The 12,128-nt window shown below is 35.3% G+C and carries 14 protein-coding genes and 1 other annotated feature; of the genes, 8 read left to right on the plus strand and 6 right to left on the minus strand.

The genetic code is table 11. The features are described from left to right. The first annotated feature begins 93 nt into the window (after positions 1–93). The 6 genes from KQI21_RS16620 (at position 94) to KQI21_RS01800 (ending at position 3,616) form a co-directional block, all read left to right on the plus strand. Complete coding sequence (locus KQI21_RS16620) at positions 94–420, plus strand: phosphotransferase (protein WP_373687619.1); 327 nt, start codon at positions 94–96, stop codon at positions 418–420. A 121-nt stretch (positions 421–541) separates the two neighbouring features. After that, positions 542–664, plus strand: a sequence feature (ribosomal protein L20 leader region). A gap of 75 nt (positions 665–739) precedes the next feature. Further along, entirely contained in the window at positions 740–1,246 is a 507-nt protein-coding gene (infC, locus tag KQI21_RS01780) for a translation initiation factor IF-3 (protein WP_216482669.1), read from the plus strand. Between the two features lie 60 nt (positions 1,247–1,306). Further along, complete coding sequence (rpmI, locus tag KQI21_RS01785) at positions 1,307–1,504, plus strand: 50S ribosomal protein L35 (RefSeq protein WP_216482299.1); 198 nt, start codon at positions 1,307–1,309, stop codon at positions 1,502–1,504. Between the two features lie 62 nt (positions 1,505–1,566). Next, a complete protein-coding gene (gene rplT, locus KQI21_RS01790) occupies positions 1,567–1,923 on the plus strand; it encodes a 50S ribosomal protein L20 (protein WP_216482300.1) in 357 nt (118 codons plus the stop codon). A 361-nt stretch (positions 1,924–2,284) separates the two neighbouring features. Next, a complete protein-coding gene (locus KQI21_RS01795) occupies positions 2,285–2,566 on the plus strand; it encodes a DUF1294 domain-containing protein (protein ID WP_216482301.1) in 282 nt (93 codons plus the stop codon). Positions 2,567–3,031: 465 nt separating this feature from the next. After that, on the plus strand, positions 3,032–3,616 hold the full coding sequence (locus KQI21_RS01800) for a TVP38/TMEM64 family protein (protein ID WP_216482302.1): 585 nt from the start codon (positions 3,032–3,034) through the stop codon (positions 3,614–3,616). Positions 3,617–3,880: 264 nt separating this feature from the next. On the opposite strand, the gene KQI21_RS01805 is transcribed toward KQI21_RS01800, so the two are convergent. Further along, positions 3,881–4,141 (minus strand): hypothetical protein, encoded by a 261-nt coding sequence (locus KQI21_RS01805; RefSeq protein WP_216482303.1) that lies wholly within the window; start codon positions 4,139–4,141, stop codon positions 3,881–3,883. 262 nt (positions 4,142–4,403) lie between these two features. Continuing rightward, complete coding sequence (locus KQI21_RS01810) at positions 4,404–4,784, minus strand: sigma-w pathway protein ysdB (RefSeq protein ID WP_216482304.1); 381 nt, start codon at positions 4,782–4,784, stop codon at positions 4,404–4,406. Between the two features lie 217 nt (positions 4,785–5,001). On the opposite strand from KQI21_RS01810, the gene dut reads away from it, so the two are divergent. Both dut and KQI21_RS01820 read left to right on the plus strand, forming a co-directional pair. Then, on the plus strand, positions 5,002–5,436 hold the full coding sequence (gene dut / locus KQI21_RS01815; protein WP_216482305.1) for a dUTP diphosphatase: 435 nt from the start codon (positions 5,002–5,004) through the stop codon (positions 5,434–5,436). Positions 5,437–6,537: 1,101 nt separating this feature from the next. Continuing rightward, the gene (locus KQI21_RS01820; protein ID WP_216482306.1) at positions 6,538–7,623 is read left to right on the plus strand and encodes a M42 family metallopeptidase; all 1,086 of its coding nucleotides are present in this window, start codon (positions 6,538–6,540) and stop codon (positions 7,621–7,623) included. An 803-nt stretch (positions 7,624–8,426) separates the two neighbouring features. Here the strand turns inward: KQI21_RS01820 and KQI21_RS01825 are convergent. The 4 genes from KQI21_RS01825 to KQI21_RS01840 form a co-directional block, all read right to left on the minus strand. Beyond that, complete coding sequence (locus tag KQI21_RS01825) at positions 8,427–9,026, minus strand: lytic transglycosylase domain-containing protein (RefSeq protein ID WP_216482307.1); 600 nt, start codon at positions 9,024–9,026, stop codon at positions 8,427–8,429. Positions 9,027–9,094: 68 nt separating this feature from the next. Then, entirely contained in the window at positions 9,095–9,766 is a 672-nt protein-coding gene (locus tag KQI21_RS01830) for an ABC transporter ATP-binding protein (RefSeq protein WP_216482308.1), read from the minus strand. Next, positions 9,759–10,889: an ABC transporter permease gene (locus KQI21_RS01835; protein ID WP_216482309.1), complete on the minus strand. Its 1,131-nt coding sequence runs from the start codon at positions 10,887–10,889 to the stop codon at positions 9,759–9,761. The genes KQI21_RS01830 and KQI21_RS01835 overlap by 8 nt, the downstream gene beginning before the upstream one ends. Beyond that, positions 10,886–12,109: an ABC transporter permease gene (locus tag KQI21_RS01840; RefSeq protein ID WP_216482310.1), complete on the minus strand. Its 1,224-nt coding sequence runs from the start codon at positions 12,107–12,109 to the stop codon at positions 10,886–10,888. Before KQI21_RS01840 ends, KQI21_RS01835 begins: the two co-directional genes overlap by 4 nt. Between the last annotated feature and the right edge of the window lie 19 nt (positions 12,110–12,128).

The following is a 12,128-nucleotide window of genomic DNA, read 5'->3' on the forward strand; positions in this document are numbered from 1 at the left end:
CATCCAGATAAACTCGAATCGATAAAAAGAATTTAGAGCGACAAATTACTGCTGCTCCAGTTGGATATTAAACAAAGAGCAAAACGAATTGTATTGCTTAATGAAGTAAAGTTATGTCATGGAAATTATCATCTGTTTAATTTAATTTTAGCAAATGACCATGTGACGATAATCGATTGGGTAGACGTAAGTGAAGGGAACGGTTGTGCTGATGTATATCAATCGTTTTCGCTGTACAGACAGCATTCATTAGAGTTTGTGGAAAAGTATCTCTTTTATTATGTAAGATTAGCGGTATGCCCAGACAGATATTTTTTAGTTGGGCTCCCATTATTACGGGTGTTTAAGAAAATGAACAGCGGCTTTTGGAGGTTGTGCAGGCCCCTTTACTTGATTTTTCTCGTTACGGGTAGAGGATAAAACCATTTAGTTTTTATCAGTATTCGTCCATGTTTTGATTTTTTCGTTTCTCGATTATTCCTACGTTTTGACAGAGTTTGATTTTCGTGTTATTATGATAGGGCTGAATAATTGAATGATCTGAGACAAGTAGAAGCACCCGCTTCTCACCTGCTCGACGCCATCTGGCAGTTGACTGGTTCTAACGATTGAAATAGACAATTGGAGTGTGGGTGCGTCGTGATGCCCACGCTTTTTTAATGATGTGAATGAAATAATAACTTGTCGAAAATGATCACGCATTGATAAACTTTGGAGGTGGATGATAATTAGCAAAGACATGAATGTTAATGAGAAAATTCGTGCCCGGGAAGTACGATTAATTGACGCCAATGGAGATCAACTTGGCGTGAAGTCTCGTCATGAGGCTTTAGAAATTGCCCAAAAAAGAAATCTTGATCTGGTCCTTGTTGCACCAAATGCCAAGCCCCCAGTGTGCCGGATAATGGATTATGGAAAATACCGGTTTGAACAACAGAAGAAAGAAAAAGAAGCACGGAAAAAACAAAAGGTTATTAATGTGAAAGAAGTGCGGTTTACCCCTGGAATTGGCGATCATGATTTTGAAACAAAATTAAAAAATGCACGGAAGTTTTTACAAAAAGGTGATAAAGTAAAAGCGGCTGTCCGCTTTCGTGGACGTGCGATTACTCATAAAGAATTAGGAAGAGAAGTTCTGGATCGATTTGCTGAAGAAGTAAAAGATATTGCGACCGTTGAAACAAAACCTAAAATGGAAGGCCGTAATATGTTTATGATGCTTGCACCTTTAAATGAAAAACAATGATTAACGACAGCAGCATCAACACAATGAATCAGCGCATTTGTAATAAGGAGGAAATCAATTATGCCAAAAATGAAGACTCATAAAGGCTCACAAAAACGCTTTAAAAAAACAGGTACCGGGAAATTAAAACGCGGGCACGCTTATACGAGCCACATGTTTGCACATAAATCACAAAAGCAAAAACGTAAACTGCGTAAAACTACTACAGTATCAGCTGGAGATTACAGAAGAATTAAAACAATGCTTCCTTATAAATAAGTTTTAATAAAAGCATTTGGAAGCACAGACTACTTTTTGATTTGTATTAGGAGGGAATTAATATGCCACGAGTAAAAGGTGGAACAGTAACGCGTAAACGTCGTAAACGCGTGCTGAAATTAGCAAAAGGTTATTATGGTTCAAAGAGAACGTTATTTAAAACAGCAAAGCAACAAGTTATGAAATCAGGTCAATATGCATATCGTGACCGTAAACAGAAAAAACGTGATTTTCGTAAACTGTGGATTTCTCGTATTAATGCAGCAGCTCGTTTAAACGATATGTCATATAGTAAGTTAATGCACGGTTTAAAAGTAGCGGGAATTGATATTAACCGCAAAATGTTATCTGATCTAGCTGTTCATGATGAAAAAGCTTTTACACAGCTTGTAACGAAAGCAAAAGAAGCATTAAAATAGAAAATAATTAAAAAAGGCTAATGCTTGCGCTAAAGCAGGACATAGCCTTTTTTCTTTATTATCCCGTATGTAAGGTGCCGTAAGACTCCCACTTTAAGAGCCTGATTTGGTACAATAGGGTCTAAGTGGGAGAAAACGGCACCTAAATGCCCGATTCGTTCAAGGGCTTTTAGGTCATACCCTTGTGGTAATAACATTCAGTAGGAGAAGGAAGAAAACTCCTACTGAATGAAGTTTCACTTTATCATAATTCTATGCTTGAAATAATGTGAAAATCATGAAGTCTTCTATTAAGGAGGACTTCATGAATCGAAGTATAAAAAAATTCTAATTTTATATCAATGGAAAGGAATAATAATAGATGGGGATTTGGAGTAGTCTTTTACCATATTTAATTGGTGTTAATAGTATTACCTTTTTATTGATGGGAATCGATAAACAAAGAGCTAAAAAACAGCAGTATCGAATACCTGAACGTACATTTTGGCTTCTGGCAGTAGTTGGTGGGGCTCTTGGTGTTTGGCTCGGAATGAAGATTTTTCATCATAAAACAAAGCACATCACTTTTAACATAGGAGCACCTGCATTACTAGTTGTTCAAATTGGTATTATTGGTTGGTATTTATTGTATAGTAACCATTAAGTATAAGTTTATAAAGTCCCACATATATAAGGAAGAACGTAAGCTTCTCGTAGCCAAGTAGTTAACAAAGTAAAGTAAATGCGATTGGCAATGGCTTCCCTAAATGCCTGATGAATCGGATTGACAGGACAAGGAAAGCTTCTTGGTTAAGCATCGCACGCAGAAAAAGCGTACTTCTTTTTCAAGGACAGAGTTGCTACGGCAGCAATACATCGCGATTTTTCAAGGACAAGGAAAGCTTCTTGAATAGGCATCGCACACAGAAAAAGCGTACTTCTTTTTCAAGGAGATAGCGAATTTAGCCTTTGATCTACTTCTACCATGGATTAAAAAGACTTCAAAGAATGAAGTCGACTATACAAATTAACCTATATTCTTGTCATAAAGGCTCGTCTCCTGTCATATACATGTAATAATGCGCATCCAATATATTCGCTGCAGAGAATTAGCATGAGGAGGCGGGTTATGGAAGTTTTAGGAAATCACATCATCACTTTTATTGAAGCCGGGGGATTGTTTGCTCCATTATTATTTATTAGTTTTCATTTAATACGACCGTTATTTTTTCTCCCTGTTATGTTTATCTGTATATCAGGTGGTATCATATTTGGGGCTATTGCTGGAACTGTTTATTCGCTTATTGGCATTACATTATCTAGCATTTTTTTTTATTTTTTTGTTCATAAAATGCCAAAGTCAATGAATCGGTTTCAAAAATTGAAAGAAAGGATTATTGGCAAACAAAAGTCATTTACAACATCACAAATAGCACTGCTTCGCTTAATTCCATTTATTCATTTCCATTTATTATCACTGTGCTTATTAGAAATATCCACAGGGTTTAAAGATTATACAAAATCTTCTTTCTTCTCTAATATTCCATTAGCTTTTATTTATACTTCTATTGGTCAATGGATCGCGAATCTAACTCCTTTATACCTTAGTCTGTTCTTCTTGTTGCTTTTTCCCTGTGTGTATATGTTACGCAGAAAAGAAGTACATATTAAATGGCAGGAATTTTTCCATGTAAGGTCAGAAGAAAGGGTCTAAGGATACACTATATTTTTATAATACCATGACATGTGACAAGATATTATCATTCTTAGATAAACAACGGATGTCGAATTTGGCATTCGTTTTAATTTTTAACATAAAACATATCTCTGATTCCGCTCTCTTAAATGTATTAAATAGCTTCTTTATTATTTAGAAATATTCACTGTTAAGTAACGTTTCTTTAAATGAAAAACGAATATCATGTTAATGAAGTTATATATAGCTTACCTTTGTTATGTTAATTCTTATAGTGCGTGTTCAAAAAGGAGTTAAAAAGAATCGAGTTTGGTTAAAATCGTAACGTCTTAAAAAATTACGATGTGTTGCTGCCGAAGCATATCCTTGAAAAAGAAAAAGCACTTTTTCTGCATGCGGTGTATCGCTTCCAAAGTTTTCCTTGTTCTTGAAAAAGAAGAACGCTTTTTCTGCGTACGATGCGTCGCTACGTAGCTTTCCTTGTCCTGTCGCATTACCAATACTAGTACGTTCTGTGTATTGAAGTTCGAGGCGGCATAGCATCGAGCAACAGATTGTATGCATTTAAATAAATAAGCACAAACAAGCCAAATTAAAAATTAATACAGAACGGTTTTTTATTTCACCATTTCTTACTTTCAAAAATGCGAGAAGGGGAAGCAGGTTTCATCGTTCTTGCTACGCTTTATTAAAAACAAATTATACGATAATAACACTTGTAACCGTTGAACATGAATACTACTGTAATTTTAAAACAAAAATATCGATATCTTACGCTACTATCGAGAGAGGATTTTTTAAACGGCTAAATCAATAACTTACTTATAGGATGTTTCCATTCAATTTTTGCAAAGGGATAGCGAATTAAGATTTCCTCTTCAAGAAAATATAAGTCATCTCTTCTAAGACCGCTTAATTCCAAAGGATCCTTTACTGTTACATGTATATCAACAACTTCAAATGAATCCTCTGTTGTTCCGACATACTTTTCCCCTTCAAATAAGCATCCCTTATAAACAAACAGAACATTTTTTTTGCTGTTATTTGGATCGTCTAAAAAGTAAAAATCACCTTCTGCTTTAGCGATCCTTAGCTTTCGTAGAGGATTACGATAATATTGAACCCAAGTATATACAAGTAGTGCTAAAGCAAAAACAATTAGTATGCGAAACAAAATAACTATCATACTACCGTCTCCCTGCTAGTTATTCTCCTATAATACGTATATAATACGTATTAGCGTATTCGAAGGTTTCACTTTTTTTAAATCTTCATGTTACAATCATAAAAAAGAAGTGATGATTTGTCATAATTGCAAAAAGCGATAAGCAGTTATGAGAGGATTAAATAGTTCTTCATACATAATGAAGTGGCATAAAATTTACTAAAATGGGGGATATTGAATGGAATACAAATTGAAAATTAAATTGATAGATGATGAGGCAAAATTACCGTATCGTGCCAATGAGGGTGATGCTGGGATGGATTTATTTTCTATTGAAGAGAAGATTATCCATACAGGGGAAGCCGAATTAGTAAGAACAGGAATACAAATCGAATTACCCAAGGGAACAGAGGCACAAATAAGACCGAGAAGTGGTTTAGCTTTAAAGCATTCAATTACGGTGTTAAATAGCCCGGGTACCATTGATGAGGGTTACAGAGGCGAAATTAAGATCATTTTAATTAACCATGGAAAGAAGGATTTCAAGGTAGAAAAACATATGAGAATTGCTCAGATGATCATAGCTCCAGTATTATCAGTTAATCTTGAACAAACAGAAGTTTTGTCCAATACTAAAAGAGATAAAGGCGGGTTTGGTTCATCTGGAAAATAATAAGAAAGCGTTATGGAAACAGTCAACATCCTGTAGAAACTTGTAGTAGAAAAATTAAAGGGTCGTCGATTTCATATCCTCTTAGGATAGAGATCGACTAACTATTTTGTTTTAATTAAAGAGATTCAAGCACAGTAAAAACAGTTGCATTATGTATAAATTCCGTATAGATTATGAAGAGGTGGATTTAAACTAATAGAGCAGCATATTGTGAAAGATAAAAGTGAATTTGCAGGGATAAGTTGGAAGATGGATATAAACCAACTATTTACCATAGACTGTGGTGAAATATTACTAATAGAGTTTAGAATTAAAGATGTTAATACTATTTTTGAATTATTTCACAACCGGAAGCTTATGAATTTTTGCCAGATTGACGTACAATAAAAGAACAACGATTATACTGGCTGAGAAATTATGAGATACCATCCAAAAAAGTGTTTTGTCAGCTGTACCGAATATTGGTGACCAAAATTATTTGAAGTTGGGAATTATATGAAAGCAAATGATGAATTTATCCCGTATGTAAGGTGCCGTAAGACTCTCACTTCAAGACCAGAGTTGCTGAAAACGGCACCTAAATGCCCGATTCGTTCAACTAAACATTCCGTGTTCCACGGAATGAAGTTTCACTTTATTGGCTTCTACAATACGGATAAGAAATAATGTTGAGAACCAAACAGAAATCGCATTTGCTTATCTCAACATATTTCAAAAATAGGGGATACACAATATAAGCAGTAAAGGATTGGTAACATATCTGTTTCAAAAAAAGTTGAACTATTTCATGCTATTGCTCTCCCATAATAGAAGCTCAATATAAAGTAATTCAAAACTGTGGTTTTCGCTTTAATGGAAAAATAGAATTGGAAAATCAACCACTTACCGTTACATTCTTTGTAAAGGAGAATGGAGAAGTACTACATAGTATTCAAACAAATAACTAGCGTTTCTGAACAAGCAGAAACGCTCTATTTATTAATAATTGTCTTAAAGTAGGAAAACATATCTTATAAAATCGGGCGACTCAACTTACTATTTTGAAACCGTAAAAATTAGCGGTATAATATGGAATAGATAAAAGATAAGAGGTGACTCCATATGGAAAAGATAGATGATACATTAAAAATGTTTAAAGAGTTAACAGATGCAAAAGGTATTCCAGGTAATGAAAGAGAACCACGAAATGTCATGAAGAAATACATCACACCTTATGCAGACGAAGTGGTTTACGATAATTTAGGCAGCTTAATTGCAAAAAAGACCGGTATTCACGATGGACCGAAGATTATGGTAGCCGGTCATTTAGATGAAATCGGCTTTATGGTAACAAAAATTGATAAAAATGGCTTTATCTATTTTCAAACCACTGGCGGCTGGTGGAGTCAGGTGATGCTTGCACAACGTGTAACAATCATGGGAAGTAAAGGAGATATAACAGGAGTTATTGGTTCAAAGCCGCCACATATTCTTTCTCCAGAAGCTCGGAAAAAACCAGTCCAGATTAAAGATATGTTTATTGATATTGGTGCTTCAAGCAAAGAAGAGGCTGAGTCATTTGGTGTAAAACCTGGAGATTCTGTCGTTCCTTATTTTGAATTTACACCATTAAAAAATCAAAAAATGTTATTGGCAAAAGCATGGGACAACCGAATTGGTTGTGCGATCGCTATTGAAGTATTAAAACAGTTACAAGACAGTGAGCATCCAAATATCGTCTATGGGGTTGGCACTGTTCAGGAAGAAGTAGGACTTCGAGGTGCTAAAACGGCAGCTAATACGATCAAACCGGATATTGGTTTTGCTGTTGATGTTGGTATCGCTGGTGATACTCCTGGAATTTCTGAACATGAAGCTGACAGCAAAATAGGAAAAGGTCCGCAAATTGTACTTTATGATGCTTCTATGATTTCTCATAAAGGTCTGCGTGATCTAGTTGTTAAAACAGCAGAAGAAAATGAGATTCCATTCCAATATACATCAATGGCGGGTGGCGGAACAGATTCAGGCTCCATCCATCTTACCGCAAATGGTGTTCCTTCTTTATCTATTACGATCGCAACACGCTACATTCACACACATGCTGGAATATTGCATCGTGATGATTTTGATAATGCTGTGAAATTAATTGTCGAGACAATTAAAAAATTGGATCAGGATACTGTAGATTCACTTATATTTAATTAGTGATAAAATAATTAGGGGCTTATAATTAGACATAAGCCTCTTTTTAAAATCGGTAAATTTTTTTGATGCACTCACCAAATATGTACGCCGTAAAACATGGCTTAACTAAGTTTTACCTACTGAAAAGTAGTCAGAAAAATTAGAGCGACAAGCGCTCGTTTAGCGATGTACAAACCGGAAAACTTCTGAAGAGATAAAGTGAAACTTCATTTCTTGGATCTTTTTCCAATAAATGTTAGTACTGCAAGGGTATGACCTAAAGGCCTCTGAACCAATCGGGCATTTAGGTGCCGTTATCTCCAATTTAAACTTCTCCGAATTCTCTAAGTTGTAATTTTACGGCACCTTACATACGGATATAGGGCAACTTTATTCAAGGAATGTTTTTCTCCTCGAAAAAAGAAAAACACTTTTTCTTCGTGCGAAGGTAATGCTGTCGTAGCTTTCCTTGTCCTGTCGACCTAAACGAAACGGGAATTTTAGAGTCGTTTTACTTGTAAAGTTCACAAAATAATAAGCAGATTTTTGAAAATGAGAAAAACACGGCTCCTTATATTCGGGATAAAGGAAACATACCTCTAAAACAGGGGTATGCCGACGCCTGAGCGACAAGCCCGCTTTTACGGTCTTCCTTTAGATTCGAGCCGACTCTGACTTGTTGTAGAAAGCAAATCGAAGTTTACATAAGCTTTCAGTATATAAGCTAGACGAAGCTACTTTTCAAAAGAATTATCCGCCATGTAGAAGCGGATATAATTCCCATAAAATAAAAAAGAAAATGAGTGAATATAATTTTCACTCATTTATGCTAAATAATTGGCCATTACTTTTTTAACATAATTTTGCGTTTCTCTAAACGGTGGAACGCCTTGATATTTATCGACATTTCCTGGACCTGCATTATAGGCTGCTAAAGCAAGTTCCGTATTTCCATTGTAACGACGAATCATTTGGCTTAGGTAACTAACACCACCATTGATATTTTGCGCAGGGTCAAATGGATTAGAGACACCTAAGGCTCTGGCAGTTGCAGGCATCAATTGCATCAATCCTTGAGCACCAGCGTTGCTCTTTGCATATGGATTGAAGTTAGATTCTGCTTGGATGACAGAACGTATTAATTTTTCATCGATTTGATATTTTGCTGCAGCATCACGTATTAAGGAATCAATGTTACTGTCTGATTCAGTTGCAGTTATTGAACGAACAGGTGTATATGTATGCTTTTGTGGAGTTAATGGTGAATATGCCTGCAGTTCATTTGCTTTGTTTATTTGCTCTTGGAGCAACTCCCTGAATGCGAGATCAATCATTGGAGAGTGACTGGAAAATCCGCTCGAACCAGATGAAAGCACAGACATTGCTTCGTATTGCATCATTTGCTGTAAATCTCTAATCTCCATATCAACATCCTCCTTCCTATCTTATCTCCTACTATTTTACTATATTCTCGTTTTTTCGCAATCTGTTTTTAAAAACTTGCAATCTCTTTCCCGGCCTGTTGTAATAGATCTTTATAAAATGGATCTTTACCAATACAGAGCACACGTGTACATAATCCCTTTATTTCATCCATATCATGGGAAGTATAGACGATCATTTTTTGATTATCTACAGCTAATTTTTGCAAGTAGAAGCTAATCTCTTTTTTAGATTTTAAATCAATTCCTACAGTAGGCTCATCTAATAGAAGAAGGTTCGGATCATGAATAAGACTGATTGCTAAATTCAACTTTCGTTTCATTCCTCCTGACAATGTATGTGCCTTCTCGTTCCACCTGTCTAAATTCATATCAAGACATAGCTGTTCCAATTGTTTTTCTGACTTCTTTTTCCAAGATAATTTCTCAAAAAACAACATATTTTCTCTTACAGTGAAGTTTTCCCAAATAGCGATATCCTGAGGGACAAAACCGATATGACGTCGTATTTGCTTTCGATTTTTTTTATAAGACCAATCGTATAAATAAATATTTCCTTCAGTCGGTGGCTGTAACGTAGCGAGTATTTGTAATAAAGTGGATTTTCCCGCACCATTTTCTCCCACTAAGCCAATGATTTCACCTGGTTGAACGGTAAAAGAAAGATTTGTAATTATTGGCTTTTTATGATAAGCCTTTGTAATATTGTCCACTTTAAGCATACTGATTCTCCTTTCTTCCATACCATAAGCAAATAATTAGTACGACCATGTATAGCCAAATATTGTGAAATAATCCATCTAGAAATGGTACAAGAGGATGAAGTACACTTAAAAATGGCAATTGGCTCATTAGATCATCTGTCGGAATAATAGCTCCGCTCGTTAATGCAAGTAACAATGTAATTATTAGTGATAAACTATAGTACGCAACAATTTTTTTCATGCTTATTGCGAGCAAAAAAGCGAATCCGTTAATCATGAGTCGGAATGAAATGATTGCAGCAATTCGTGAAAGATTAATGGCTTCTCCAAAGACATAAGAAAAGATAAAAACAGCTGCTAAATCGATAACGAACAACAAGATTGTATATACTAGAAGATTTAATAAAGCATATGTTTTAAAAGCAAAGCGAATAAATACAAAACGGGTCTGAACGGAAGAACGAGTTTCCTTTACTAACCAGTCAAATAAGAAAAAGGTTGCCAAGATGGAAAACAATGCCCACAATCCCCAATGATCCCATAACTTTAAATTCGTTTCATTTGTTTTTGCTTGGCCTTTAAATTGAAAACTAGCTTTTAATAAATCTTGCTCAGCCTCTATTTTTTTGCTTGTTGTAATGATTTCTTCTATTTTCCAATTTGTATTCGTCATCAATTGCTCTTCTAATTGTAGAATGGTATAAGCGGTTTTAGCACGACCAGTATCTTCTTGTACAAAGGAAGCAATCATTTCCGATACAGGTGTATAGGCAAAAGATAAATCCGATTGATAGCTTGTTAGTAAACGATTACGACTACCTCTGTTAACTTGATTCTCATAGCCTTCTTTAATAATAAATACACTATCTAATTCATGTTTTTTCAATTGCTGTAATGCCTGCTCTTCCTCCAATTGCTTAACACGGATAAATGGAGCTTCGTTAATTTTATCTACCAGTTCTCTAGCTGTAGTTGATTGGTCCTCTATTACAATTCCCACAGGAACTTTACTGTCTGCTTGAAAAGCTGTTACAGCATGGTTAAAACCAAGTATAGCACCTACAGGTAAGATCAGCCAAAATAATAAAGCAGGAAATTGCTGTTTCCAATGTAAGAAGCGAGTTTGGATAATAGCTTTCATTGACGGATGCGCTCCTTTCCCAGTGCCATGCTTAAAAGAAGAAAAAATCCAACCCCGGTCATTGTAAGTAAAGGAATGTAGTCAACAAATAAGCGGTCGTTTAATACTACTTCTTGAAGCCAGTACAGCGCTTCAGTTGAAAAGATGTAGCTTAATAGATTCTGTACATTCAAAGGTAGATAAATTGTCGGGAAAAACGCACCACTTAACAATAGAACCATCATCGTAATGCCAATTTGTGTTAGCAAACGTAATCGATAAGAAGCAATAAGCACTTCAATCATTGCAATGCTAAATAGAAAGCAAGTACTATATAAGATTGTAACGATAATTATCCTTATCGAATCCATCAGATGAATATCCCAATGTAATAATTCAATGACGAAGAATAAGAAAATGTAGCTTATTATCGTAACAAAGCCAAGGGTAACCAATAACTTGGCAAAGATTTGCTGTAAAGGATGAACGCCATATAAAGTTAGACGTTGTTTTAGTCGAGGTGACAAATCTTGATATAGGAAATTATAAATGATTAACAGCCAGATCGTAAAAATGATAAACCAACTTGCTAAGCTATAGTATGTAATTGGATTAGCTGTAGCTTGATTTATAATTTCCTCTTCCTGGATAAGCTGCTTCCTGCCGATCGTATAAAAAACAAACTCCTTAAATTGTTCAAATACCAGATCATTTCGCTCTTGGTCATTAATAGGAAGTTGTTTCGCATAGGTGTTAATGGTCAATACATTTGCTTGAGAAGCTCGAATATGTCTCGTTACACTTTCGATTAGTGTTTTTACCATTTGACTTTGAATCGGCTGAGTGGAGTTACCAATAATCGGTAAGGTTACGGGAACTCCCTGATAAAGATTCGCTGTAAAGCTTTCTGGAAATACGATATATGTACTGAGTTCATCTGTTTCTAACTTCTCAGTTGCTACTGTTTCATCCATGGAACTTAATTGAATGTAAGTTCCAAGTTGAGAAGTCTCATCCATCATACCAACCAGAAGCTTTGTTTCCTTTGATTGATCCAAGTCAACGAGGCCTACTTGAATCGGAGATCGTTCGTTCGGAGTAACGAATGTTACGATAATCGTGGCTAATAAGCCAATAATGATAAAGGGAAATAGCAAAACAAGAGGAAGTGTTAGCCACTTCCTCTTGAGCTGCAATACATTATTTTTAATTAACAGTAAAGTTATCCTTGCGAAATGCATAAAGAGGGCACTTCCATTC

Source organism: Virgibacillus proomii, assembly GCF_018916875.1.
Lineage (GTDB): Bacteria > Bacillota > Bacilli > Bacillales > Amphibacillaceae > Virgibacillus > Virgibacillus proomii_B.

What these genes read in the sequence shown, in the direction of transcription:
- rpmI (WP_216482299.1), top strand. Translation starts at nt 1,307, where the DNA reads ATGCCAAAAATGAAGACTCATAAAGGCTCACAAAAACGCTTTAAAAAA.
- KQI21_RS01810 (WP_216482304.1), bottom strand. Translation starts at nt 4,784, where the DNA reads ATGATAGTTATTTTGTTTCGCATACTAATTGTTTTTGCTTTAGCACTA.
- KQI21_RS01830 (WP_216482308.1), bottom strand. Translation starts at nt 9,766, where the DNA reads ATGCTTAAAGTGGACAATATTACAAAGGCTTATCATAAAAAGCCAATA.
- KQI21_RS01800 (WP_216482302.1), top strand. Translation starts at nt 3,032, where the DNA reads ATGGAAGTTTTAGGAAATCACATCATCACTTTTATTGAAGCCGGGGGA.
- KQI21_RS01805 (WP_216482303.1), bottom strand. Translation starts at nt 4,141, where the DNA reads ATGCTATGCCGCCTCGAACTTCAATACACAGAACGTACTAGTATTGGT.
- rplT (WP_216482300.1), top strand. Translation starts at nt 1,567, where the DNA reads ATGCCACGAGTAAAAGGTGGAACAGTAACGCGTAAACGTCGTAAACGC.
- KQI21_RS01795 (WP_216482301.1), top strand. Translation starts at nt 2,285, where the DNA reads ATGGGGATTTGGAGTAGTCTTTTACCATATTTAATTGGTGTTAATAGT.
- KQI21_RS01840 (WP_216482310.1), bottom strand. Translation starts at nt 12,109, where the DNA reads ATGCATTTCGCAAGGATAACTTTACTGTTAATTAAAAATAATGTATTG.
- KQI21_RS01820 (WP_216482306.1), top strand. Translation starts at nt 6,538, where the DNA reads ATGGAAAAGATAGATGATACATTAAAAATGTTTAAAGAGTTAACAGAT.
- KQI21_RS01835 (WP_216482309.1), bottom strand. Translation starts at nt 10,889, where the DNA reads ATGAAAGCTATTATCCAAACTCGCTTCTTACATTGGAAACAGCAATTT.
- dut (WP_216482305.1), top strand. Translation starts at nt 5,002, where the DNA reads ATGGAATACAAATTGAAAATTAAATTGATAGATGATGAGGCAAAATTA.
- infC (WP_216482669.1), top strand. Translation starts at nt 740, where the DNA reads ATGAATGTTAATGAGAAAATTCGTGCCCGGGAAGTACGATTAATTGAC.
- KQI21_RS01825 (WP_216482307.1), bottom strand. Translation starts at nt 9,026, where the DNA reads ATGGAGATTAGAGATTTACAGCAAATGATGCAATACGAAGCAATGTCT.